This window comes from Coleofasciculus sp. D1-CHI-01 (genome assembly GCF_040218875.1).
Taxonomy (GTDB): Bacteria; Cyanobacteriota; Cyanobacteriia; order Cyanobacteriales; family Coleofasciculaceae; genus Coleofasciculus.
This window is the reverse complement of record NZ_JAVJQP010000008.1, coordinates 55,626-79,120: the sequence shown is the minus strand read 5'-3', so window position 1 is coordinate 79,120 and position 23,495 is coordinate 55,626. Positions and strand designations below refer to the sequence as shown.

General features: G+C 44.0%; 24 protein-coding genes and 1 pseudogene. 8 read left to right on the top strand and 17 right to left on the bottom strand.

The window, feature by feature from the left end; all coding sequences use genetic code 11:
- Positions 1-351: 351 nt before the first annotated feature.
- Both RIB93_RS01525 and hcp read left to right on the top strand, forming a co-directional pair.
- A pseudogene (locus RIB93_RS01525) lies at positions 352-516 on the top strand (IS701 family transposase); the annotation flags it as partial.
- Positions 517-883: 367 nt separating this feature from the next.
- Entirely contained in the window at positions 884-2,533 is a 1,650-nt protein-coding gene (gene hcp / locus RIB93_RS01520; protein WP_446369614.1) for a hydroxylamine reductase, read from the top strand.
- Between the two features lie 145 nt (positions 2,534-2,678).
- On the opposite strand, the gene RIB93_RS01515 is transcribed toward hcp, so the two are convergent.
- From RIB93_RS01515 to RIB93_RS01470, 10 genes are all read right to left on the bottom strand, one after another.
- Positions 2,679-2,984 carry a type II toxin-antitoxin system RelE/ParE family toxin gene (locus tag RIB93_RS01515; protein WP_446369612.1) on the bottom strand — a complete coding sequence of 102 codons (306 nt, stop codon included), beginning with the start codon at positions 2,982-2,984 and terminating at the stop codon, positions 2,679-2,681.
- Positions 2,974-3,219 (bottom strand): addiction module protein, encoded by a 246-nt coding sequence (locus RIB93_RS01510; RefSeq protein ID WP_446369610.1) that lies wholly within the window; start codon positions 3,217-3,219, stop codon positions 2,974-2,976. The genes RIB93_RS01515 and RIB93_RS01510 overlap by 11 nt, the downstream gene beginning before the upstream one ends.
- 10 nt (positions 3,220-3,229) lie before the next feature.
- Positions 3,230-3,355, bottom strand: coding sequence for a hypothetical protein (locus tag RIB93_RS01505; RefSeq protein ID WP_446369608.1), 126 nt, complete (start codon positions 3,353-3,355; stop codon positions 3,230-3,232).
- Positions 3,339-3,611: a BrnA antitoxin family protein gene (locus RIB93_RS01500; RefSeq protein WP_446369606.1), complete on the bottom strand. Its 273-nt coding sequence runs from the start codon at positions 3,609-3,611 to the stop codon at positions 3,339-3,341. The genes RIB93_RS01505 and RIB93_RS01500 overlap by 17 nt, the downstream gene beginning before the upstream one ends.
- Positions 3,574-3,852 (bottom strand): BrnT family toxin, encoded by a 279-nt coding sequence (locus RIB93_RS01495; protein ID WP_446355512.1) that lies wholly within the window; start codon positions 3,850-3,852, stop codon positions 3,574-3,576. Before RIB93_RS01495 ends, RIB93_RS01500 begins: the two co-directional genes overlap by 38 nt.
- Positions 3,853-3,905: 53 nt before the next feature.
- Positions 3,906-4,136 carry a hypothetical protein gene (locus tag RIB93_RS01490; RefSeq protein ID WP_446369603.1) on the bottom strand — a complete coding sequence of 77 codons (231 nt, stop codon included), beginning with the start codon at positions 4,134-4,136 and terminating at the stop codon, positions 3,906-3,908.
- Positions 4,137-4,173: 37 nt separating this feature from the next.
- Positions 4,174-4,572 (bottom strand): HVO_A0114 family putative DNA-binding protein, encoded by a 399-nt coding sequence (locus RIB93_RS01485; protein WP_446369601.1) that lies wholly within the window; start codon positions 4,570-4,572, stop codon positions 4,174-4,176.
- A gap of 12 nt (positions 4,573-4,584) precedes the next feature.
- A complete protein-coding gene (locus RIB93_RS01480; protein WP_446369599.1) occupies positions 4,585-4,941 on the bottom strand; it encodes a toxin-antitoxin system TumE family protein in 357 nt (118 codons plus the stop codon).
- Between the two features lie 527 nt (positions 4,942-5,468).
- Positions 5,469-6,704, bottom strand: a complete 1,236-nt coding sequence (locus RIB93_RS01475; RefSeq protein WP_446369597.1) for a hypothetical protein — start codon at positions 6,702-6,704, stop codon at positions 5,469-5,471.
- Positions 6,705-6,833: 129 nt separating this feature from the next.
- Positions 6,834-7,487 (bottom strand): hypothetical protein, encoded by a 654-nt coding sequence (locus RIB93_RS01470; protein WP_446369595.1) that lies wholly within the window; start codon positions 7,485-7,487, stop codon positions 6,834-6,836.
- Between the two features lie 829 nt (positions 7,488-8,316).
- Here RIB93_RS01470 and amt point away from each other — a divergent pair.
- The 4 genes from amt to RIB93_RS01450 all read left to right on the top strand — a co-directional run bounded on the left by amt (position 8,317) and on the right by RIB93_RS01450 (position 14,054).
- Entirely contained in the window at positions 8,317-10,827 is a 2,511-nt protein-coding gene (gene amt, locus RIB93_RS01465; RefSeq protein WP_446369593.1) for an ammonium transporter, read from the top strand.
- Between the two features lie 99 nt (positions 10,828-10,926).
- A complete protein-coding gene (locus tag RIB93_RS01460; protein ID WP_446369591.1) occupies positions 10,927-12,792 on the top strand; it encodes a SpoIIE family protein phosphatase in 1,866 nt (621 codons plus the stop codon).
- Between the two features lie 94 nt (positions 12,793-12,886).
- On the top strand, positions 12,887-13,468 hold the full coding sequence (locus RIB93_RS01455) for a slr1658 superfamily regulator (RefSeq protein WP_006100126.1): 582 nt from the start codon (positions 12,887-12,889) through the stop codon (positions 13,466-13,468).
- 241 nt (positions 13,469-13,709) lie between these two features.
- Positions 13,710-14,054, top strand: a complete 345-nt coding sequence (locus tag RIB93_RS01450) for a slr1659 superfamily regulator (RefSeq protein ID WP_446369589.1) — start codon at positions 13,710-13,712, stop codon at positions 14,052-14,054.
- A gap of 66 nt (positions 14,055-14,120) precedes the next feature.
- Here the strand turns inward: RIB93_RS01450 and RIB93_RS01445 are convergent, their stop codons facing one another.
- From RIB93_RS01445 to ggpS, 5 genes are all read right to left on the bottom strand, one after another.
- Positions 14,121-14,615: a lactoylglutathione lyase family protein gene (locus RIB93_RS01445; RefSeq protein WP_044206187.1), complete on the bottom strand. Its 495-nt coding sequence runs from the start codon at positions 14,613-14,615 to the stop codon at positions 14,121-14,123.
- Between the two features lie 192 nt (positions 14,616-14,807).
- Positions 14,808-15,788 carry an aldo/keto reductase gene (locus tag RIB93_RS01440; protein WP_446369585.1) on the bottom strand — a complete coding sequence of 327 codons (981 nt, stop codon included), beginning with the start codon at positions 15,786-15,788 and terminating at the stop codon, positions 14,808-14,810.
- 122 nt (positions 15,789-15,910) lie between these two features.
- Complete coding sequence (locus RIB93_RS01435; RefSeq protein ID WP_446369583.1) at positions 15,911-16,939, bottom strand: NAD(P)H-dependent glycerol-3-phosphate dehydrogenase; 1,029 nt, start codon at positions 16,937-16,939, stop codon at positions 15,911-15,913.
- A 90-nt stretch (positions 16,940-17,029) separates the two neighbouring features.
- On the bottom strand, positions 17,030-18,718 hold the full coding sequence (glpD, locus tag RIB93_RS01430; protein ID WP_446369581.1) for a glycerol-3-phosphate dehydrogenase: 1,689 nt from the start codon (positions 18,716-18,718) through the stop codon (positions 17,030-17,032).
- A 192-nt stretch (positions 18,719-18,910) separates the two neighbouring features.
- The gene (gene ggpS / locus RIB93_RS01425) at positions 18,911-20,419 is read right to left on the bottom strand and encodes a glucosylglycerol-phosphate synthase (protein WP_446369579.1); all 1,509 of its coding nucleotides are present in this window, start codon (positions 20,417-20,419) and stop codon (positions 18,911-18,913) included.
- Between the two features lie 320 nt (positions 20,420-20,739).
- On the opposite strand from ggpS, the gene RIB93_RS01420 reads away from it, so the two are divergent.
- Entirely contained in the window at positions 20,740-21,057 is a 318-nt protein-coding gene (locus RIB93_RS01420) for a hypothetical protein (RefSeq protein ID WP_446369577.1), read from the top strand.
- A gap of 338 nt (positions 21,058-21,395) precedes the next feature.
- On the opposite strand, the gene RIB93_RS01415 is transcribed toward RIB93_RS01420, so the two are convergent.
- Positions 21,396-22,073, bottom strand: coding sequence for a response regulator (locus tag RIB93_RS01415; RefSeq protein WP_446369575.1), 678 nt, complete (start codon positions 22,071-22,073; stop codon positions 21,396-21,398).
- A 261-nt stretch (positions 22,074-22,334) separates the two neighbouring features.
- Positions 22,335-22,835 (bottom strand): hypothetical protein, encoded by a 501-nt coding sequence (locus RIB93_RS01410; RefSeq protein WP_446369573.1) that lies wholly within the window; start codon positions 22,833-22,835, stop codon positions 22,335-22,337.
- A gap of 256 nt (positions 22,836-23,091) precedes the next feature.
- On the opposite strand from RIB93_RS01410, the gene RIB93_RS01405 reads away from it, so the two are divergent.
- Positions 23,092-23,454, top strand: coding sequence for a hypothetical protein (locus RIB93_RS01405; RefSeq protein ID WP_446369571.1), 363 nt, complete (start codon positions 23,092-23,094; stop codon positions 23,452-23,454).
- Positions 23,455-23,495 lie beyond the last annotated feature (41 nt).

Here is a 23,495-nt window from a genome sequence, read left to right as displayed (position 1 = left end):
TTTATTGACAACTTTAATTATGAATCTTTATCGAACTTGTGGTTTTTTGTCAATTAGTCAAGGACAGGCGTGGTTAGGAAAACATTGGCAAAAAATGTTGCTAATTTAACGATTGATAGATTCAAGGCAACTAATTTCAATAAAAAAGAAAACTCAAAAAAAAAGACAAGCCAAACCTAAAAATGACGAATCGGCAAGAAATTCAGCTTTTTTGCAGCCATAAATTAAGCAAAGAGTTGGGCTTAACAATATTTTTGAATAGAGAGAATTAAAACTCGCAAAAAAACGGTTTTGATCAGCAAAAATTTTGCTTTTATTTTGGTATATTTTTTGAAAATGAAAACCCCCTGATTTAAAGAAGTAAGAAGTTATGAATGTTTTAAATATTTACATCTGGGAATAATTTCATCTATAAAAAGAAAATCATTGCCGGAAATAGCGAAAACAGTGGGGATAATTTCAGCACAATCATTGCACCATTTTATCGCGAATTCACCTTGGTCAGTAGAGGAATTAATAGTTACGAAATCTACTCGAATATAACTTCACCTGTCTTGGTACTGCTATATTATTGCCACAACGGATACCGAAGACTTCAACCGATTACTCAAACAGCATCACATTGACGCTAGACGCTGGAGAGATATTAAACCTTGGCTAAACAGTTGAAAACTTGAATCTCTACCTAAAGATAGAGGTAGATTTGAACCATTAACCTTGTATTTTTAGGGGCATCATCCTTGCGCCCAAAAAACTGGCATAAAACTGTAAAACTTCTTTACAAACTGCCGGAGATTACAAAAATTGACTTAAGTCAAAGCGTTATCTGCCAAAAATTTCCTAGAGTAGGGATAGAGAAACTGAATATAGGAAAAAGTAACTCATGTTTTGCGAACAGTGCGAACAAACTGCCAGTGGTAATGGCTGTCATCAGTGGGGCGCATGTGGCAAAAGCCCTCAACTCAACGCCGTTCAAGATTTATTAGTCTACTGCTTGCGCGGACTTGCGCCAGTGGTGATTAAAGCTCGTCAATTAGGCATTTCTACTCACGATGAAGATGTATTCACCTGCGAATCGTTATTCGCCACAATGACGAATGTCAATTTTGACCGGAAACGCTTTACCAAGTATGTCCGTGACTGTATCGAGAAGCGAGATAATTTAAAAGCTAAAGTCAAAGAAGTTAGCCCAGAACCCGTCAAATGGACAAGAGTGTCTGGGTATCATCCTGACTTTAATGAGAGTTTAGTCGAACAGGGTCAAGATTTGGCATTAGGCTTCATTAGTGAATCGGCGCGGGATGTTGATATCTTCTCCCTGAAACTCACGGTTCTCTATGGGATTAAGGGTGCTGCTTCCTACACCTTTCATGCCCAAGAATTGGGACAAGAAGATGAGCAGGTGTATCACTTCATTCAAGAAGCCTTAGATGCCCTAAATCATCAAGATTTCACGTTGGATGATTGGGTGAATTTAGCCTTAAAGGTGGGAGAAATGAACCTGCGGGCGATGGAATTATTGGATGCGGGACATACCAATACCTATGGACATCCCACACCGACACCCGTTCCCCTGAATCCCCGAAAAGGCAAAGCTATCCTTGTCTCTGGACATGATATCAGACAACTGGAAGCAATCCTGAAACAGACGGCTGATAAAGGGATTACCGTTTACACCCACGGTGAACTTTTACCCGCTCACGGTTATCCTTTACTCAAACAGAACTATCCCCATCTGTACGGGCATTATGGTACAGCTTGGCAGAATCAAACCAAAGAATTTGCTAAGTTTCCGGGGGCGATTATTGTCACTACCAATTGTTTGATGCCGCCTCATGAAACCTATGATGAGAAACTATTTACCATTGGTCCTGTTGGGTTTGCCGGCATTAACTATATTCCGGCGGAGGAGGGTAACATCCCCAACTTTAGCCCCGCGATTCAACAATCCTTAGATATGCCTGGGTTTGTGGAAGAGCAACCCCCGCGTCAGGTAATGACAGGATTTGCTCGGAATGCGGTGTTAAATGTTGCGGATCAAGTGATTGATGGGGTTAAACAAGGCAAGATTCGTCACTTCTTCTTAGTTGGCGGCTGTGATGGCGCGAAACCAGAGCGCAATTACTACACTGAATTTGTGGAAAAAGTACCGGAAGATTGTATCGTTCTAACTTTAGCTTGTGGTAAGTTCCGTTTCTTTGATCAACAATTGGGAGAAATTGGTTCTTTGCCTCGGTTGATGGATGTGGGACAATGTAATGATGCGTATTCGGCGATTCAAATTGCGTTGGGATTAGCGAAGGCGTTTGATATGGATGTGAATCAATTGCCTTTGTCAATGATTCTGTCTTGGTATGAACAGAAGGCGGTTGCTGTGTTGTTGACGTTGTTGTATTTGGGAATTAAGGATATTCGTTTGGGTCCCACGTTACCCGCGTTTATTTCTCCGAATGTTTTCAAATTTTTATCGGAGAAATATCAGTTGAAGGCGATTACAACACCGGATGAGGATTTGGCGGCTTGTTTGGGTTGAGTTAGTTAGGTGAGGGGGTGTGACTTTTGTCGCGCCCCTTTCGCTTGGATATTGGGTTTTGTTGTGTTAATTCGAGCTAGGGTATGGGCGCTCATACTAGTCCGCTGAACATGTCCTTTCCCATTGAAGCGCGATCGCACTGATGCTACTCAAGTCTTTGCTGCCAACTATAAGGACTACGACGAATGTGCAAGACGGCAAAAACGGTTACACACTCATCATCAACTGTGTAGTAGATAAAGAACGGAAACTTTTTCGTTAGTGTTCTGCGAATTCCTAAATCAATTTCCTGAGATGCTTGGGGAAATTGAGCAATGAAATCAAATGCAACATCAATAGCTTCTAAAAATTTTATGGCAAGCTCTGAGCTTTGTTGGGCATACCACTGGGCTGCTGCATCAATGTCCTCCTCAGCCCTAACGTCAAGCACAATAGGAAATTTAGCGTTCACGATACTTGCTCATTAGTCGTTGTTTTACCTCATTCCATGTATTCGTCTGTGCAGTATCGTGCGAGGAAAGGCGATCGCGTACAATTTCAAGATGCCATTCAGGAACAGGTATCTGCTCAGGTACAGCAATTATTAAATCCCAAAGTTGCTGAACGTAATCAATTTGCTGCTCCTTGCTTAACTGCTCGAACCCAGGTGGAATAGCTAAAGGCTGAGAGATAGACATAGGTGACATAAATAAATAGCTAGTCACCACCATAATAGCTTGGCAGACCGTCTACGGTGCGATTGGGTAACTCCAGCATGTGAGACGCGATCGCACTTGCTTGTGTCCGGTATACCAATCGGTTAGGTTCAGTGCTTGTCGCCATTGCTTTCAATGTAGCGACGTAGAACAGTATTAATGAGTCTCTTGTATTCTATATCTTGGGCTTTGAACCAAGCTATTACATCTGGATCGATCTGAATCAGATGGCGTGCTTTATCTGCTGGAATTCGCAGTGTCGCGCCCTCAAAGAATTCATCGGTTAACGGTGGGATATCAGAATAATCAATATCTTCATCAGACATTGATTCGAGTGCGTCCCAATTAGTACGTGAGGTATTGTTCAAATCGTTTTCGCTCATATCGATTTGCCTTTCGTGCTGAGATAATCCGGATTACATCACCCTGTCGTTCTGTCCAGACTACAACTGCTACACCGTTACCGAGAAAACCGATACCGAACCACCGATCCTCCCCATAATCAAAACGGTCATCTAGCTCAATCAGCATTGGACTTTCAAAAATTGCAGGAACGTCTGCGAAGTCAATTTGATGTTTACGAATGTTTTCGATATTCTTGGCTTCGTCCCATTCAAACTGCATGAAAATTTAATCAGCGTTAATTAAGCTATTTTACTACTATGTTATACTCGATTTCATGTCTTAGGCGGGAAAACCTGATCAAGTGGAGTGATACCGCCAGCCGCAATTTCCTGACGAACCATTTGGGCTAGCTTATCCCATTGTTCGTTGGTCGTGGATTCAAAACGAATTTTCCATGCTCGTTCATCTTCTAATTCGGCTAAAAGACGAGTAGCGATCGCATCTTGTTCTTCTTCTGGCAATTTCTCAAGCTGTGCAATAACGCGCTGAAGTAATTCAGTCATTTTTTTTAACTGTAGATAACCTACGACGATGAGTGAACTAAACCATGGCAGAATCAGCAAGATGAGAAAGGTGATTCTCAAGGCTGAACTCAACTTGGAAATCTGTAGCTTTAACCTTGGGAATAAGTTTGCCTTTATCTTTCACTAGCTCAACTATTCCATATCTTTCTAAAGTTTTTAGGGTTCTAGACAGGTTAGACTTCTTCCGATGGGTTAGCTCTTCAAGCTCTGAAAGAGAACGTGGCTCGTGGTTAATGATTATTCTCAGCAAGTCTTGATTTTCATTACTCAAGACTTGGGCTAGCGACTTCATCGATTCAAACCACACTTTCGGTTCATCTTTTTGTGGTTTATATTCTCCTTTGGCAATCGCTATAGTTCTTTTGATATAATCTTCTCTAGAGATAATCCCTATTTTCATAACCTTATTTTCCATGAAAATTACCTCTTATTTTGGCATAATAATGCGATTCACATCAGTCCAAAAATCTTCTAGTAGCTGACCTGCGCTTTCCAACTCATAAGCTTCGACAATATTTCGTTTGTGTTTGTGATCCCAGACAGTTCGATTAGCCGTGTATTTATTCCCTTTACGTTTTATTCCATGTGCATTATCGTATCCGATAATTCTTTCATTTCTACTGTTATGTAAAGTTAAACTATATTTGATGCCATGGGGTATATGCTCATTTGGAGCCACCTTCCGAGCTTCAAATTTCGTCCAATAGCCGTTTTCCATGGGGAAGATTTCCCCATCTAAGTCAAGTAACGTTTCAAGTCCGTAGTCCCTATCTTCTTGGCTCAAAATATCCTGTCTTTCTATTCCGTCTAGACAGTTATCATCAGATCATAACTTTATTGTGTCTCCTTTGTCAATCAACCTCTATGAAGGGGAAACGCTGCAAGTTCGTGCTACAGTACCATTGGGCAAGTTCCAGCATCTGAGACGCGATCGCACTTGCTTGTGTCTGGTATATTAACTTAGTTTAAATGGCACGCTCAGATGAGGCTGGTGGGCAATGCCCACCCTACGGTAGATCAAGGGTTTCGGTGATACCCAAATGCTTAAGCCGTTCGGCATTTAAACCTTAATTTTAATCATGGCGAAATCCTTGCCGTAGTGCGTTAAGCGAAGCCATGCCGCAGGCTTTGCATCTTGCTCGCTACATTGAGCATCTTGCTCGCTACATTGAACATCTTGCTCGCTACTCATACCCAATTTCAATGCATAACAGCTTACTCGGATAACCAGCCAAATACGAGTTATGTTTACCTGAATTGTACGCGATCGCGAGTGCTTATCGTGCAGACAGCGTAACAACGAATCTACTATTAACTGGAATCTTGAGACTGTCCACATTGTTTACAATACGGTAAATATTTGTAAGTCATACTGTGACAATTATGACATTCATAATATTGAGAAAAACCACAGTGCGGACAGTAGGCATCATGGGTCGGAATTTTCTTGGCACACCGGATACAGCGTGATTTTTGAACTCGCGTCGCTGCTTGTACTTTGGGATTAAAGACAATTTTTTGGAAGAATTTGATAATGCCAAACCCAATCAGAGGAATCAGTAAGATATAAGCATAACTGACCAGAAAAACGAGTCCGCCTAAAAGGGTGCTAATGATATCAACGAGAAATTGAACGATTGCACCAAATTGCAGAAACTCAAATATCTTAAAAATTAATGGTATAAAAAATACTACTGACAAATGCCAGCTAATTAGGGTAATAAGTCCATATCCTTTTCGTTGAGCAAAATTGTAAACTGATAAAGAAAGGAAAATTAACGGTAACAGGAAAAGCGCTTGAAAGCTGAAGTGGATGCTGGGAGACCAAAAGGATGCTTGCTGGTAGGCATTTTCAACTGACTGAAATGTCCCATCATCCTTAAGCAAGTTGATAAAAGCTAAACTTTCAGGTTTCGCCGTCAGTTGATTTTTCAGTTCAGCAATTTCCTGTTTAAGCCTAGCAATATTGCGGTTATTTTGTTCGAGTTGCTGTTTGGCTTTCTCCGCCTCGACTAGATTAATAGATTGCTCACGAGGCTGACCTGCTATTTTTTCCAATAAAGTTGAATCATATTGCTCACGAATACGGCGATTTGTTTGTTCAAGTTCATTGATTTCTGCTTGTTTCTGATCAATAGGTGTTATAATCTGCTGATTTTCTGGATTATTGAGTTGATCTTTGTAACTACCATAATCTAGGCAGGTTTGAGAAACAGTACCTAAATGTCCTACCGCCGCTTGTTGATAGGTTTGCTGAAAATTAGATTGATGGCTTCTTGCATATAGCAATGAAGATTTAATAACCTCATAAGCTTTATCTTGAGTAGTTTTTGATTGGTAGTTTTTCCACTCAGCATAACAGGGATAAGCCTGTGTAGGGCTAATATACCATTGGCTAATATCATTCAGTCCAGTAAAAACATTGATTAAGATAAAAATATCAATCAGGATAATGACAATCAAACTTACCTTATTGAGGGGTTCATCGTTGATTGTCCTTGATCGTCTAAAAAACTGATTCAACAGACGGCGTATTTGGGTAAGCATATTGTCTTTTCAAGAGTAGATTAATACGAGTAAATAAAGCTGTGATTAAACTGTCAATTTGATAACGAGGAATACGGAGAAACGCAACGGCGTTGATATATACCACTAGAGTATCGTAAGCTTTGCTGATTACTCCCAGTAATTCTCCCAATTATCTTTAAACGCCTGTTGTAGCTTTTGCATGTAAGCGTATGTTTTAATCTTCACCATCCACACCTGATTAGAGCTACGATTACCTCCCTTACATACAACACCCTCAGCAACACTATACTTTCCTTGACGGACATCATCGATAAACTTGCCAGTGATCTTGCCGCGATAAACAACTTTTGGGATGTTTAATTCACTGAAGTCACGGATAAGTTGCTCAGGATGAATGATTCCTTTATCAGTCTGGACATCAAAAAGTATAAGTTGTTTAGCCTCCTCTATTTTATGCATTCCAGCAAAAGAGCTAGATCCTAAAAATTCTGTAAATACTGTAATTTCCGGACAGAAATATTGAGGGTTATCTCGAAATAGGCTATCCAGAGAATTGGCAAAATCGTTCTGGAAAATCTCAGGTGCTTCCTCCAAGCCAGGATGATCAGCATTAAATTCAGCAATACCCATATCATCCAAATCAAATCTGTCTCGACGTGTGCCGAAAGCATACCAGCCAAGCTCAACCTCCCAAACCCAATGGAGATTAGTACCATCATATTTCTCAAAGGCGATACATCGCTCTAGAGGACAGTTTCTACTATCTGGGATTTTCGGATATACAAGCTTGACTCGTGACATGGCTATACATCCTGTCCTACAGAAGTCTAATTAATATATCATAATCCGACTTAGAGGACGCCAGTCTAATTATCTCCTTCTACGCTTGGTCGTAGATAATTTTGCAGCCGTACCTCTCCAGAGAATTAATAGAGGAATAGCAGCCAAGCCTAATGGGATGACAAGCGCGAAGGATTGCAAGATAATCGCATTAATCAGTATTAATAAAGCTGGTCCTCCAAAGATGAACCAACCAGAAATCAGTATCCACCAAGAGATTGTTCCCCCAGAGAGACTTCTAAAGGCTCGACCCCTGAGATGGATTTCTCCCATGGGGTCATATCCAGAGGGAATTCGTTCCTGATAGGGAGGTGTTTGATCCGGGGGAACTTCGATAAAGAGTTCATCTTTATTGACTTTATCATCGTCAAAAAAGGGGTTCGGCTCATTGTTGTTGACCTATCTGTATAATTCGAGGTTACCTCAGTTCATTTTTAACCAACTAAATACCTGATTTCTGGAAGCTGGAGAAACTCTGACAAAGTGATGGATTGGGTGGTTGTAGCTGTCATTGTTTCTGAATCCTGGGGTATGGAATGGGTTCTGAGTTTAGCCTAACTGATCACAGTACGCGATCGCTGTCCAATCAGCCGTAAGCCCTATTCACCTTATCCCCAACCATACAGATAGCCACAACCATTGATAACAAATAGATTAGCAAATATGCCCTAGGGGGGATAGTTCAGCAACAAGGGGAATGGTAGGGAGGAATTGAATGTTCTGGAATTAGACCTGGCATATCTGTAAGGATGATATATATTTGTATGCCAAAAACAAGGGGCAGATATAAGTGATTGATATTCTGTGGCTCCTCGTCTGTTCTGGCTTGGTATTCCTGATGCAACCCGGGTTTATGTGCCTAGAGTCAGGGCTGACGCGATCGAAAAATAGTATCAATGTTGCCATTAAAAACTTAGCTGACTTGGGCATATCTATCGCCTTATTTTGGGCGTTCGGATATGCTTTTATGTTTGGTACCTCAGTGCTAGGGTGGATTGGCTCAACTCATTTCTTCGTTCACGTTGAAACCACACCCCGATTGGCGGCATTCTTTTTGTTCCAAGCCATGTTTTGTAGCACCGCCACTACGATTGTCTCTGGGGCGGTGGCGGAACGGATGAAGTTTCGGGCTTATCTAATCTTAGCGGGTTTGGTTTCTGGTTTGATTTATCCCCTGTTTGGACATTGGGCGTGGAACGGGATTGATTTAGATGTATCCGTGGGGTGGCTAGAACAATTAGGCTTTGTAGATTTTGCGGGTTCCACAGTGGTTCATAGTTTGGGGGGATGGGTATCCCTCGCCAGTCTGATGATTATCGGATCACGCACCGGGCGATTTCCGGATCATCTACCGCCGCGAAAAATCCACGGGTCTAATTTACCCCTTTCGGTTTTAGGTGCAATGCTATTGTGGATTGGCTGGTTGGGATTCAATGGGGGCAGCACATTGAGTTTAAATGAGCAAGTCCCTAGTATTATTGTGCATACCGTGCTAGCAGGTATTGCCGGAATGATGGCAGCCGGAATGGTTAGCTGGTATCGGTGTCAACTTCCGGAAGTTGAATCCCTCATCAATGGTTCCTTGGCTGGATTAGTCTCGATTACCGCCTGTTGCCATGTTGTCACCTCTCCCGCATCCGTGATTATTGGGGCGGTTGGGGGGATTATTGCCACCTTGATGTCGAGTTGGTTAGAACGGTGGCGGATTGATGATGCGGTAGATGCTATACCTGTGCATCTGGGTGGAGGAATTTGGGGAACATTAGCTGTCGCCTTGTTTGGTCAACCGGAATTAGTGAATACGGGGTTGAGTCCAGTGCTACAGCTTGGTGTACAGGGAATCGGAATTCTTAGTTGTGGGATTTGGGCATTTAGCATAACCTATCTCCTATTATTCATCACCAATCGTTTTTTCCCAATGCGGGTGAGTATTGAGGCGGAACAGATTGGTTTAAATGTGTCCGAACATCGCGCCAAAACTGAAATTTATGACCTGTTTCAGGTAATGGAAGCCCAAGCCCAGACCCAAGATTTAAGCTTACGAGTGCCTGTTGAACCGTTTACCCAAGTCGGTCAAATTGCCCAGCGTTATAACCAGGTGATGGATGCGTTAGAAGATGCGTTAACGCGCACCGATGCCATTGTGAAAACGGCAATGGATGCGATTATTACCTTCACCAAACCTCAACTCAAAATTGTCACGGCTAATCCGAGTGCAAAAGAGATATTTGGGTATTCTATCAATGAATTCATCAGCATGGATATTCATCAGCTATTGGATTGGTCAACCCCCGCCGCCGATGAGACGTATACAGGAATGGAACGGTTATTAAAAGTGGGCAGACATGAGATTGTTGGCTGTCGCGTTGATGGGTCTCGTTTTCCTCTAGAAGCAACGGTTGTGGAGACTAAATCGGGTCAAGATTGCTTTTATACGGGTACATTTCGTGACATCTCTGAACGCAAAAAAGCCCAAGCCGATTTGTTTCGGGCAAATCAGGAAATTACCACGCTCAATGAACGTCTCAGGGCAGAAAATCTGCGATTGAGCGCTGAACTTGAGGTCACTCGTCGCTTGCAACAGATGCTGCTTCCAAAAGAGGCAGAATTGAATCAAATTACTGACTTAGAGATTTCTGGATTTATGGAACCGGCGACGGAAGTGGGTGGAGATTATTATGATATCTTACCGTATCGCGATCGCGTCCAAATTAGTATTGGTGATGTGACGGGACATGGTTTAGAAAGCGGCGTATTAAGCTTAATGGTACAAACCGCTGTCCGCACCCTCTTAGAAAGTAACCAAACTGACCCCAAGCAATTTTTAGATATCCTCAATCGCACCATTTATCAAAACATCCAGCGGATGAACTCCGACAAAAACCTTACCTTGGCTTTGTTGGACTATCAAAAAGGCATCCTCAATTTGAGCGGACAACATGAAGAGATCATTGTCGTGCGTGCTGGAGGTCATATTGAGCGAATTGATACCATTGATCTAGGGTTTCCCATTGGTTTAGATGCTGATATCGCTGATTTCGTGGCACATATTCAAGTCCAGTTAAATCCGGGAGATACTGTTTTCCTCTACACCGATGGGATTCCCGAGGCAGAAAATGCCAAAGGGATACAATATGGCATCGAACGCTTGTGTCAGATTCTCAGTCAGAATTGGCAACAATCTGCTGCTGAAATTCGGCAAGCCGTTATTGATGATCTACGCCAGCATATTCAAGAACAACAAATTTACGATGATATCACCTTACTCGTGATTAAACAAAGAAAAAATTTTAACATTTAATTGCCTATTGCCTATTGCCTATGACACACCGAGCGAAGTCGAGGTGTTGCCTATTGGCTGTTCCCTGTTTCCCGTTCCCTGTTCCCTGTTCCCTAACCAATGAAAAACAACCCATGGTTTTTAATCCGTTCTGCCCTAAATAATCGCGTTTTTCCTTATTTTGCCGCCTTCTTAACGGTAGTTATTCTGCTAACTGTAGTTAGGGGTTTTGAACGCGCTGAATACCAACGGTTTTCAGAACAACAACGTTCGGATGTTCTCAATCAACTGAGTGCAGCGAGAGCCCGCTTAGAAGCCGCCCTCAATCAGCGACTTTTTCTCACACGAGGTTTATTGGCGTATGTGTCCACGATTAACCCAGACATTACCCAAAGCGAATTTGAGCGTCTCTCTAGGGTCCTCGTCGAAGATCAACAAGGGATTGAATTCTTAGCCCTGTATAAAGATAACATCGTTAGTCATCTCTATCCCTTAGCCGGAAATGAAGACGCGATTGGCTTTAATCCGATGACTATTCCGGAAGAACGAGACGCCATTGAGAGAGCCATTCAAAGCCGCCAAACCGTTTTTGCTGGTCCGTTGCAGTTAGAACCTAAAAAAAATTGGGGATTTATTAGTCGTACCCCGATATTTATCACGCCCCCCGACCAACCTCCCCAAAGTGGTCGCTATTGGGGTCTAGTGGGTATTGGATTTGACCGGAACACATTATTTAAAGACGCCGAATTACTCAATCCATCCAGCCAAATCCAATATGCGATTCGTGGCAAAGATGGGTTGGGTGAAACGGGAGACTTATTTTTCGGCGATGCTAGTATTTTCCAACAAAATCCTGTCCGTTTCGAGGTAACGTTACCGAACGGATCATGGCAATTAGCGGCAATTCCTGATAATGGATGGGCATCAACGGCACCTATTTCCAAATGGTTGTGGATAGGGGGCGGATTATCAGCACTATTAGCTGGGGTGTTAGTTTATATCTTAGTCAGTGAGCCAGTGCGACTGCAAAAAGCGGTTCAACGAGCGACTATCGCATTGCGTCAGAGTCAAGATGCCCTCCAACATGCCAATGAAGAATTAGAAACGAGAGTGGAGAAACGCACGGCTCAATTGGCTCAAGCGAATCAGGAAATTACCCTGCTCAATAGTCGTTTGAAAGCCGAAAATCTGCGCCTGAGTGCTGAAGTTGAGGTAACTCGTCGTCTGCAACAGATGATGTTACCTAAACAGGAGGAACTGAACCAGATTGCTGAATTAGACATCGCTGGCTTTATGGAACCCGCCACTGAAGTTGGCGGCGACTATTATGATGTCCTGCAAAATAATGGTCATGTCACTATTGGTATTGGCGATGTCACGGGACATGGGTTAGAAAGTGGAGTTTTGATGATTATGGTGCAAACGGCGGTGAGAACGTTGTTGGAAGGAGCAAAAACGGATTCAAAGCAATTTTTAAGTGTCCTCAATCGAACGATTTATCATAATATCCAGCGAATGAAATCTGAGAAAAATCTCACTCTCTCCCTCCTGGACTATCACCAAGATAAACTGCGCTTGAGTGGACAACATGAAGAAATGATTGTCGTGCGTTCTGGTGGTAGAATTGAGCGGATTGATACCATCGATTTAGGCTTTCCCATTGGTCTAGTCGCCGATATTGCCGATTTTGTCGCCGATGCGGAAATCCAGTTAAATCCTGGCGATGTGGTGGTTCTCTACACCGATGGAATTCCCGAAGCCGAAAATCCCCAAGGCGTACAGTATGGGATTGAACGTCTGTGTCAGATTCTCAGTGACAACTGGCGACAGTCAGCCCAGGAAATTCGCCAAGCCGTGATTGAAGATGTGCGGCGTCATATTGGGACACAAAAGGTTTATGATGATATAACGCTGTTAGTGATTAAACCCAAACCATCCTTGCTGCGCGATCGCTCCGGCGTCCCACCAATTCAACAGGATAGTTAGGGAATAGGGAACTGGGAAAAAGATTACGCCTGACGCTTACAAGTTATGATTGTTTTCTTTGGCACTCCTCAAACAGACTACCGACAAACGCGATATGACTCAGATCTTTGGAGATTTCAACGAACAGCTACCTCCCAGTGAGGAATACTTGGTTATCCAATTTTCACCCAGCTCGATTCCGTTAAAGCATCGCTGGCGGAATAATGGGTTATCCGCAGATTTCATGGCGGACTATGTGGTAACATTTTTTCCCACTGACCAAGAGGATACGAATGCTACAGCTCAACAAGTGGAGATTAAGAGTGCTGTGAGTTACATTGCCAATGAGCTGTTAGAGAACGCCATGAAGTTTAACGATGATACCTCACCGCACGCCATTAGTATCGCCTTACACCTGTATAACGACAGCTTAGTCTTCTTGACAAAAAACACGGTTCCTCCCCAAATTCTGGATAATTTTCAGGCATATCTCCAGAAATTGACGACATCAGACCCCCAAGAGTTGTATATTCATCAGTTAGAACAAAATGCAGCAGACGAAACCAGCACGGCTTCTCGCTTAGGATTTTTAACCATGATCAATGATTACATGGCAACCCTCGGCTGGAAGTTTGAAACCCTGGCAAAGACGCCACCGATTACCACCGTCACCACCATGGTGCGATTGACGGTATGAAGCGTCAGTGCCGTCGTCAAGGAAAACGGTAAACATGAATTCAACATTTAAAATCCAAAACGAGGTATATTTTAGAGCTTACGGTTCGTGGTTTTAAGCCACGACATTAGACATCTCCGATAATTCATCTGAAACCATTGTCAAACAGTGGTTAAATCTTAATTTCTAGAGATGTCTATGAGTAAGTTTGTTTATTTAATCAGCTTTTGAGAACGCCATAATTTTGTCAAGGATGGGAAAAATGGAAGTTAAAAGTGATACGTATAGTGTATTGTATGATCAAGAAAATTCAATCGTTTCTTGGAAAGGTTCCCTACGGCTAAGTGGCACCGAAGAATATGCACCAATTATAGACTTACTCGATCAAGCCATAGAGAGTCAGCCCTCTATCCTGACGCTCAATTTGCGAGATCTGCAATTTCTCAACAGTTCGGGAATTAGCATGTTGTCGAAATTTGCGATTAAAGTTAGACAGAAAAAGACGATTAAAATGATTGTAAAAGGTTCTCAGAACATTCCTTGGCAAGGTAAATCGTTAAAAAACTTACAGCGACTCATGCCAAGTTTAACGCTGGAAGTCGATTAGTGTTCGCGGTAATGCTCAAATAAAAATCTATTGGGTGCAGTACATCTGTATGGGAGGAACTTCAGTTTAATATGCGCCCTGAGAGTAAGTAAGCTCATAACTGTGGGAATAAACTTCAAATATCAGTCCGAATGGATCTTCTACATAAACCATCTTGTAGGGTTTTTCACCAGGATAATACTCTCGAATTGGCATTCTCTGTTTACCCCCATGCGCTACTATTTTTTCGACAAGACCTTCAATATCACGATCTTGGACGCAAAAATGAAACGTGCTTGTTTTCCAGTATTCAAAATCTTTGGGTTTTTCGTTGTTTTTAAACTCGAACATCTCTACCCCGATCCGGTCACCGGTAGACATGTGGGCAATTTTAAAGGAACCCCAACCGGTGCCAAATACGTCAATACACATTTGACCTATTGCCGTATCTGACTCTTCTTCGATAACGGTTGGCTTCATGATGAGATACCAACCCATAACCTTGCTGTAAAATTCGACAGCCTTCTCCACATCTGGGACGGAGATTCCAATGTGTGAAAATGTTCTTGGGTAGTTGCTCATAGTATGCCTTCTCTAAAAAATTTAACTCTTCATTTTCTTTATCTTATTACACCGAGCGAAGCCGAGGTGTTCCCTGTTCCCTGTTCCCTGTTCCCTGTTCCCTGTTCCCTGTTCCCTGTTCCCTGTTCCCTGTTCCCTTTTCCCTCCCCTCACCACAAAACTTACTCAGCAGACCCTATATAGATATATGTGTTATCGCGTTTGAAAAATGTTTTGAACCATCGCCTTATCTAAACTTGCCGCCACTTGATCCAATTCAGTAATCTCACCAGCACTTAACTGCCATCCCAGCGCACCAATATTCTCTTGTGCCTGTTTCATCGTCTTTGCACCAGGAATAGGCAAAGTGCCTTTACAAATACACCAATTAATCGCAACTTGCGCCATGGTTTTTTCTTTGGAGGAGGCGATTTCTCGTAAACAACCTAAAAGCGGTTGGATTCCGGGTAATAACTGCTTAAATAACAAACGGCGTAACCCTTTCGGTAATGGATCTTTCTCAGAATACTTTCCCGTCAACAATCCTAACGCCAGAGGACTATAGGCAATCAGTTGAATTCCCAATTGATCACAAACGTCTTTGATACCCAATTCGGTAACAGGATAAGTAGACAAGAGTGAATACTGGACTTGTAACGTAGCAATCGGAACCCCTCGCTCTTTAAATTTGGGATAAATTTCTTGAAGTCGTTTGGGTCCATAATTAGAGAGTCCAACTCCCTTCACCAGTCCTTTTTCGTAGAGATCAGCCAAACCATCCAAAAGCCGTTCTTCTTGCCACGGTGCATAATTAGCAGTAGACCAATGCATCTGTGCTAAATCAACATTTCGTCCCAACCGTCGTGCAGAGGCTTGACAGGCGGATACAATTGAGCCGCGTGTCAATCGCCAGGGATAGGCGGCTAGCTTGGTGGCAATGCATAGGTTCTCTTGGTTTATACCAGAATAGTCGCTAGAGAATCGTCCCAGGAGTTGCTCACTGCGTCCATTTAATCTGCCTGTTCCATAAGAATCACCCGTATCAAATAAGGTGACGCCGTTGCTTACACACAGATTAAAGACAGCTTGCAACTCGTCATCCATGCTTTCGTCGTATCCCCAGAGTAGTCGATTTCCCCACGCCCACGTTCCGCAGCCCATGGTAGGAAGGGAGAGTTTTTGGCTAGTCTGCATAATCCTACAGAATGTTATTCAATCTGTGAAATCTGTGTTATCACCCAGATGAAGCAGAAAGTAAGCAGCAAGCCTAGATATGAGCTTTTCTGCCTAGACTTGCTGATGTCTTAGGTAACGGTTTAGAACAAATCGCAAAATTCTGCCTTCAAATCCCGCTCCATCAATGCTTCTACAGCCTCTTGGGGCGTAATTTTATGGTTGAGTAGGCGATAAACTTGCCGACAGATGGGGATGGGGATCTGCTCGCGATTGGCAATTTTAACCAATACATTGGCTGTGTTTACCCCTTCGGCGGTACTTTGTAATTCTTCGAGAATTTGCTCCAATTTTTTTCCCTGGGCTAAACCGTAACCGACGCGATAATTACGGCTGAGTACACTACTGCAAGTCGCTAGCATATCGCCCAAACCTGATAATCCGAAGAAGGTTTCCGTTTGTCCGCCTAAGTGAGTTCCAACCCGAAGGATTTCAGTTAACGCACGGGTAATCAGGGCAGATTTGGCGTTGGTACCCAATTTTAGACCATCACAAACCCCAACCGCGATCGCAATCACGTTTTTCAGAGTTCCTCCGAGTTCGGTGCCAAGGGGATCTGGACTGGTGTACACTCGGAAGAGACTGGAGGAAAATACCGTTTGCACTTCAGAAGCGGCTGCCATATCTGTACTCGACACCACTGTGGCGGCGGGGAGTTCTTGCTCAATTTCTTTGGAGAGATTGGGACCGGAGAGTACCACAATAGGATGGTTGGGAAAGTCAGCTTCCCAGATTTGAGAAGGGGTACGAGTTGTCTCTGGGTCTAATCCCTTGGTGGCGGTAATAATTGTCACATAATCCGGCAAACCAATTTCTTGAATTTTAGCCGCCGTCGTCGCCACCCCTTTCATTGGAATCGCGGAGACTAGCATATCAATATCCGCTAATACCTCTTCTAGAGATTCCTCGCTGCTGCGAGACCACAGTCGAACTTGATGATTCTTATGTCTGGCAATTGTTGCCAACGCTTTACCCCAAGCACCAGCGCCGAGAATGGCGAGGGTGGCTTCTGGCGCCGGTCTCCGGTGGGAGTGTGCATGAGCCTGATTGGTTTGTGAGGTTGTATCAGCTTGAGATGAGCTGGATTGAGAATTTGAGAGATTGCTCACCATAGATCTTATATTTTGAACTCAATAATTTTGGTCAAGTTAAGGGTCAAAGGCAAAAGAAGATGATGAGTTCTTTTGCCTTTGCTGATGTGATTAACTCACGGTTTGGGTTTCTTTCTGAGTCGCCATCGCGTAATCGGGAATACAATTGGCTTCCATGAAAGCGCGATAGTCCTCAACTTGGCGATCGCACTCTGCCGAACTCCAGCCGCCATATCGAGACAGGATGTCCGTCAAAACTGGCAGAATATCAAAGCCATAGTTGGTATGCATGGCTAGGCTAGTCCGGCGACGGGCAATATCTACCAACGTCCGCGCAAATTCTGACTGTACCGCATAGATAATCTGGGCTTTAATATCCGGCAAGTTCGGTGTAATCGCTTCTGCCAATTCCGGTTCTTCGTCGGTTAAGGCTAAAATATCCAACGCCTTAGCACCATAGACGTCAAACAGGTGATGGATTGTCGCCAAGGGTAATGTGGTGCGATAGTCTTGCAGCGCTTTTTCTAGACGGGGATCACTGGGTAAAATGGCTCCCGGCAAGGGTTTCTCGTAGGTGGGACAAGGGGGGGCGGAGCGTCCCAACTTGCGATAGACTTTATTCACCATCTCTTCACCCACTTGGCGATAGGTGGTGATTTTGCCGCCAATTAGAGAAATCAGATTACTCACACCCTCTGGGGTATGGTCATAGAGAATATGGCTGCGGGTGACACTTCCCGGTTTCTTCCCCTCTGCATTGGGTAAAGGACGCACCCCAGCATAAGTAAACTTCACATCTTGGCGGGACAATTGGGCAGTGGGCAGAATTCGATTAGTTTCGGTGAGTAAATAATCAATTTCCTCGTTGTCTGCCTTAATTGAGTCAAGAGCACCTTGATGTCGCAAATCAGTCGTGCCAATCAGATACATGCCCAACCATGGCACAATAAAAAACGGACGACCATCCGTTTTGGCTTCTACATACAATGTTGTTTCCGGTGCGCCGGGGAAGGGAGGGACAATGATGTGACTTCCCTTGGTTGGACCAATTTTTTTCTTCTCACCGATGGGCGCTGATTGTCCATTTTTCACCCCAGAGTGACAAACCTTATCCACCCAGGGACCTGCTGTATTTACAACCACGGCGCGATCGCTCCCTTGGACGGTGAATTCTTCGCCAGTTAAGGCATCTTTGCAAGTAATGCTGGTGATGCGACCCTCTTGGCGCTGTAATTGGGTGACTTCTGTATAGTTGAGAACCGTGGCTCCCGCTTGTTCAGCACAGATAATATTCTCTAATGCCAAACGCTCTGCATACGCCACCTGACCGTCATAATATTGCGCTCCACCGACTAAACCATCGGGATCGATATGGCGAAATAACTGCTTAAACTTCTTTTTAGGCAGCATCCGGTGGGGTAGCAGCGTTTTCTCGAAGCTCAAGATATCATAGAGCAGCATCCCGGCTTGAATTTTCCAATAGGGACGAGAGCGATCGCTGTAGATCGGAATCGTCAGCATTAGGGGCTTGACTAAGTGGGGGGCTGTATGCAGGAGAATTTCTCGCTCCCGTAACGATTCCCGCACTAGGGCAAATTCAAAATATTCTAAGTAGCGCAAGCCACCGTGAACTAATCGCGTTGACCAACTGGTCGTACCGCCGCAGAAGTCAGCCTTCTCCAGCAAAATCGTTTTAAGACCTCGCAGAGCCGCGTCTCTGACAACGCCAGCACCGTTAATGCCACCTCCAATGACAATTAAATCGTAGGTTTGGCTCTGGATGGTTTGAAAATCACGCATGATCCAGTTTGAGTAACATCTAACTTCCACAGTAGTCGCGACGGCGGCAAATTAGTAATCAAGAGGGGGGATAAGGGCGACAAGGAGACAAGAGAAGGGAGACAAGGAGGACAAGAACGTTAAGTCAAAAACTCAACACTTTCTCCCGCTCCCCTGCACCCAGACGTGCAACGGCACGTCTGGAACATCAGCTTAAACAGCTACGGCTTCCTGTTGCTTCGCTGTCTGATGTTTGGTTTTCTCAAACATTTCAAACAAGTGATCTGCCCAGCACTGAATATCGTATTTGGTTACGATGTCATACATTTTCGCCATCCGTTCCTTTTGCTCCTCAGGAGACATAGCCAGCGCTTGATCAATCGATTCATCCATGCGATCGATGGAGTAAGGGTTGGTCAAAATTGCATCCGGGAGTTCGACGGCTGCACCGACAAACTCGGAAAGGACTAATACACCTTCTTGTTTCTCGTGAGTGATGATATATTCCTTCGCTACCAGGTTTAAACCATCTCTCAGGGGCGTTGTCCAGCAGATATCTGCGGCTTTGTAGTAACAGAGCAAGTCCGGTAAAGGAACGGGTTGGGTATAGAGCATAATCGGTAGCCAGTCTAAGTTCCCATACCGCCCGTTAATTTTTCCAGCTAACTGCTCAATCTGAGTTTGGGCAGTTTTGTAAACCCGCATTCCAGACGCCGACGCCACACAGGTGACCAGCATATTAATTTTGCCATGCAAGTCGGGACGACGCGCTAACAGGCGTCCATAAGCTTCTAGCTTCTCACGAGTGCCTTTTACATAGTCCACTCGTCCGGCTGAGATAATTAACTTGCGATCGCCCAAACTTTCCTTAATTTCCTCAAACCGTTTTTGCGTTTCTGGCTTATGCAGGATAGAGAGAATTTGTTCGGGATTGGCTCCAACCGGGAAGGGATCGATGTTGACTAACTGATCCTTGTATCGTAGCTGGGTGGTCATTTCTGGCTCAGCCAATGCGATTCCCGTAGGGGTAATATGCTCAGGTACGGGTTCTTTCTTGACAATTTCCACTGGGCGTAGGCTGCGAGCCACATTGACGAAATTCTCTGAATAGCGCGGAATATGGAAGCCGACGATATCGCAGCAGAGTAAACTATCAGTAATTTCTTCCCGCCAAGGTAAGATATTGAAAATATCCACCGAGGGGAAGGGAGTGTGGTGGAAGAACGCAATCCGAGCATTCGGCTTTAGCTGCCGGATATAGTAGGGCACTAACCATAGATTGTAGTCATGCACCCAAATTAGAGCATCATCTGCCGCTTCGTCACAGGCGGCTTCGGCAAACAGGCGGTTAATTGTGTGAAAGTTTTCCCAATCTGAGGTTTCGTAAGTGAAGTGATAGGGGAATGAATGCAGAATGGGCCAAAATGCTTCTTTCGAGGTGATGTGATAGAAATGCTTGACTTGATCGGCAGAGAGGGGAATCCGGCGAACGTTGTAGTTTGCTTCACCTTCAACAACAATCCGCTGTTCAAAGTTAGCTTTCTGCTTAGCATTTACCTGTTTCCAAGCAATCCAGGTGCCTTGATTGACGCCGGCAAAGAAGCTTTTTAGGGTTGGCACAATCCCATTGGGGCTTTTCTTTGCCCGATAATGCACTTTGCCATTTTCCACGACCTCATCATAAGGTTCGCGGTGATAAAGGATAACGAGTGATGATTTCATGCAACTACCTCCAGGTGTTTACCATTAAAATTGGTACTATTCCCGATCCCAATGCAACTTGGATGGGAATATAATTTGATAGCTTCGATAAATTTAGGGTTGTCGAGTGTCCACAGTTATGATTTTCCCTTTTGACTTCCTACTTACTCTAATGAGTTGAGTATCTACTCAAAAATGACTCAATCGTTGGCTGGAAAACCCAGTCAGTCAATATTCTCCTGATGGGAAGTCAAGATTGAACGCATTATATCAAGTCCGGTGAATTGCCCCTAATAACAATGCTTTAACCGCAAGGGTTTCGGGCTTTTTTATTAAGGGTGATGGGTCCGGACATCATATTACCCGTGTTACTTATATTACCAACAATGATGTTTTTGAAGGTTGCAATAGATAAGGTCAGGGTTGTAATATCTGAGCGCTGTAGCATTGCCGATATTGGTTTAACCCAGGCTGTTGTTGATTGCAATCCCCTAAAGTCAACCGCTTTAGAGCGATGGCAACTCGTTGAAACAGATTGGAAGTCATTATTAGATCGAAAATACTCTCAACAGTCTAGTTTTGATGACAAAACCGCCAATATACGGATTAAATTGGCTATGCCATCAAATCCTAGGGGAATTGTGTTCAACCTCGATTAGTATTTGCCGTACTCAGTACTCTGCCCATAGGACTAACGCCTTAGCAGGTTGGCAAGAGTTTACTTGAGCCAAAGCTAACAACAAAACTGGGATACCTCAGAATTCAACAATAGTCTGACATCCAGTGGACAAGGATTCATCACTTACACTCTGGTTATGGATGATATCTGCCACCGGCAGGTTTCCTTATCGAGCAGCTATCTGTAGCTACTATACTATAAAAGTATAAAAAAGTGTAAATTTTAGTAAAATTTAGCAGAATACTTCGTCCCACATTGTTAGCGACGTGGGAAGATGGGGACTTCAGGTACACAGGGGTAAACGAACGATATAAGACATTAAACTATGCCCGATCGCAACGCCACCACCGCCGCTTGTACCCGGTCATCTACCGAAAGTTTGTTCATGATCCCGCGTACATGGGTTTTAACGGTATTGGCGCTGAGGTAGAGTTTAGCGGCAATCTCTGGATTACTATTGCCTTCTACGATCAGTTTTAAGACTTCTAGCTCTCGTTGTGACAAATTGGAAACATTGCCTGTGGGAGAAGGGGGAGACAGATGCTTGAGAACTTGACGACCAATTTGAGGATCGAGGTACGTTGCACCTTCAGCCGCCGCTGCGATCGCCTGGAGTAATCGTTCTACACTTGATCCTTTAACACAATAAGCATCAGCACCGCTAGAGAGTGAGGCAATAATTTCGCGATCGGTGGTATGAGAGGTGAGGATGACCACTCTCACCTCAGGGAGTTCCGCTTTAATTTGCTGAGTAGCAGCAATCCCATCTAAACGCGGCAAACCAATATCCATGACCACGATATCAGGTCGGAGTTGTTTGGTCATCTCCACGCCCATATAGCCATCTTCAGCTTGTCCCACCAGTTCAAGCTGGGGGTTAGTGGATAAGGATTGTTCTAAGCCAAGTTGCATCATGGGATCATCTTCCACAATCACAACTCGCAGGGGTGTGGAACTTGTTGGGGAATTAGTCGGGGAGGGAAGTTCTGAGGACATGGTTCATACCCAAGTAAGGCAGTAATGCGATCGCACTTCCGTATTTTACAAAGAAAGGATGTGTTCTTTTAGATGGATAGCCGGATGCGATCGCGCTAAACATCCCGCAATCCCTTAACCGTTGCTACATCAACCTTTTTGCAAGGCGGCAAATCGGAGCATATTTTCTTGAATTAAGAAAGAGTTTATTGTCGGTGATGCCGAGACTGATAGAGAAGACAGCGCAACTACCCATTTTGTATGGATGCGGATTTGCAGCTATCAGTTCTCCTCAGCTACTGGAAGACGATACTGACGAGCAATGTAATAGAAAAAGCGATAGTAATCAGCAAATTGTTCGCTCTCACAACGTCCCTGCCAGTTGTAGCTTACATTTTCCTGGGTCAGGGTTAGGGTCATCAAACTGATATCAGAGTCAAGGTTCACCTGAAGTTGACCCGTTTCACCTTGTTCAGTGAAGAAATTTTGAGGTTGAGATGGATTGAGTGGTTTGGATGTACTCTCAGGTGATGGGGTTCCTGGTTCGGCAAATTCTGCCCATCCCCTAATCTCACAGTCGGGATTCTTCGGATCACGAAAGGCTCGACCATCAAGATTGTCAGGTATGGGAAAGGGTATCCAATTGTTGGGATAGAGGAACTCAAAGTTAAAGCGGGGGTTGCGGTAGGTGTTCCAGCTTTCTGGCAAATCCACGTTAGTACCCTGACAGCTTACGAGTAAGACAGCCAGTGGCGCGATTCTAGCAATGAATTTCCAGGTCATTTATCAAGAGTCATTTGTCATTGGTCATTTGTAAAGTCGGGGCGGGTTTATTTACATCTAGGTGTAACCGAAAAGATAGTAGTGAAACCCGCCCCTACACAATCTTCCCCATCTTCTCCACGCCTGATCGGGCATCAGAACGGGATAATGTAAAGAAATATTACAAAGTTGCCGTCATGCTGGCTTACTGTATTGACAGCCAAGGAGAATGGCGCTAATCTGGCATACATACCCGGGTAAAACGATTGAAAATAATATGCAAGACAAGCAAAAAGTTACGTTGTATCTCCCACCAGGACTTCATCGCCAGCTCAAAATCCGAGCAGCCGTTGACTCAGACTCAATGTCGGCGATGGTCGAGAGAGCAATCGTATTCTATCTACACCACCCGGAAGTGGTTGACGAGGTAGAAGCATCCTACGGGAATACTCATCGGGTATACAATTGCCCCGAATGTTCTAACTCAGTTGTTATTCAAGATGGAGATATGGTTGCCCTAAAAAATCAGCCCAGCCTTCTGGATGATGAACTGCCTGTCGAGAAAGTGCGAGAAGAAGTTAAATCCCGTACCGATTCTCATACCGATTCTCAGGGCGAAGAGGAACTTGTTCCTTGTTGATAGTGTTACAAAAACAGCTAACTGCGAGAGTTCTATTAATG

Coding starts and splice junctions, on each gene's coding strand:
- hcp (WP_446369614.1), top strand. CDS start 884: ATGTTTTGCGAACAGTGCGAACAAACTGCCAGTGGTAATGGCTGTCAT.
- RIB93_RS01510 (WP_446369610.1), bottom strand. CDS start 3,219: ATGTCACCTATGTCTATCTCTCAGCCTTTAGCTATTCCACCTGGGTTC.
- RIB93_RS01505 (WP_446369608.1), bottom strand. CDS start 3,355: ATGGCGACAAGCACTGAACCTAACCGATTGGTATACCGGACACAAGCA.
- RIB93_RS01500 (WP_446369606.1), bottom strand. CDS start 3,611: ATGAGCGAAAACGATTTGAACAATACCTCACGTACTAATTGGGACGCA.
- RIB93_RS01495 (WP_446355512.1), bottom strand. CDS start 3,852: ATGCAGTTTGAATGGGACGAAGCCAAGAATATCGAAAACATTCGTAAA.
- RIB93_RS01490 (WP_446369603.1), bottom strand. CDS start 4,136: ATGACTGAATTACTTCAGCGCGTTATTGCACAGCTTGAGAAATTGCCA.
- RIB93_RS01485 (WP_446369601.1), bottom strand. CDS start 4,572: ATGGAAAATAAGGTTATGAAAATAGGGATTATCTCTAGAGAAGATTAT.
- RIB93_RS01475 (WP_446369597.1), bottom strand. CDS start 6,704: ATGCTTACCCAAATACGCCGTCTGTTGAATCAGTTTTTTAGACGATCA.
- RIB93_RS01470 (WP_446369595.1), bottom strand. CDS start 7,487: ATGTCACGAGTCAAGCTTGTATATCCGAAAATCCCAGATAGTAGAAAC.
- RIB93_RS01460 (WP_446369591.1), top strand. CDS start 10,927: ATGAAAAACAACCCATGGTTTTTAATCCGTTCTGCCCTAAATAATCGC.
- RIB93_RS01455 (WP_006100126.1), top strand. CDS start 12,887: ATGACTCAGATCTTTGGAGATTTCAACGAACAGCTACCTCCCAGTGAG.
- RIB93_RS01450 (WP_446369589.1), top strand. CDS start 13,710: ATGGAAGTTAAAAGTGATACGTATAGTGTATTGTATGATCAAGAAAAT.
- RIB93_RS01445 (WP_044206187.1), bottom strand. CDS start 14,615: ATGAGCAACTACCCAAGAACATTTTCACACATTGGAATCTCCGTCCCA.
- RIB93_RS01440 (WP_446369585.1), bottom strand. CDS start 15,788: ATGCAGACTAGCCAAAAACTCTCCCTTCCTACCATGGGCTGCGGAACG.
- RIB93_RS01435 (WP_446369583.1), bottom strand. CDS start 16,939: ATGGTGAGCAATCTCTCAAATTCTCAATCCAGCTCATCTCAAGCTGAT.
- glpD (WP_446369581.1), bottom strand. CDS start 18,718: ATGCGTGATTTTCAAACCATCCAGAGCCAAACCTACGATTTAATTGTC.
- ggpS (WP_446369579.1), bottom strand. CDS start 20,419: ATGAAATCATCACTCGTTATCCTTTATCACCGCGAACCTTATGATGAG.
- RIB93_RS01420 (WP_446369577.1), top strand. CDS start 20,740: ATGGGTCCGGACATCATATTACCCGTGTTACTTATATTACCAACAATG.
- RIB93_RS01415 (WP_446369575.1), bottom strand. CDS start 22,073: ATGTCCTCAGAACTTCCCTCCCCGACTAATTCCCCAACAAGTTCCACA.
- RIB93_RS01410 (WP_446369573.1), bottom strand. CDS start 22,835: ATGACCTGGAAATTCATTGCTAGAATCGCGCCACTGGCTGTCTTACTC.
- RIB93_RS01405 (WP_446369571.1), top strand. CDS start 23,092: ATGCAAGACAAGCAAAAAGTTACGTTGTATCTCCCACCAGGACTTCAT.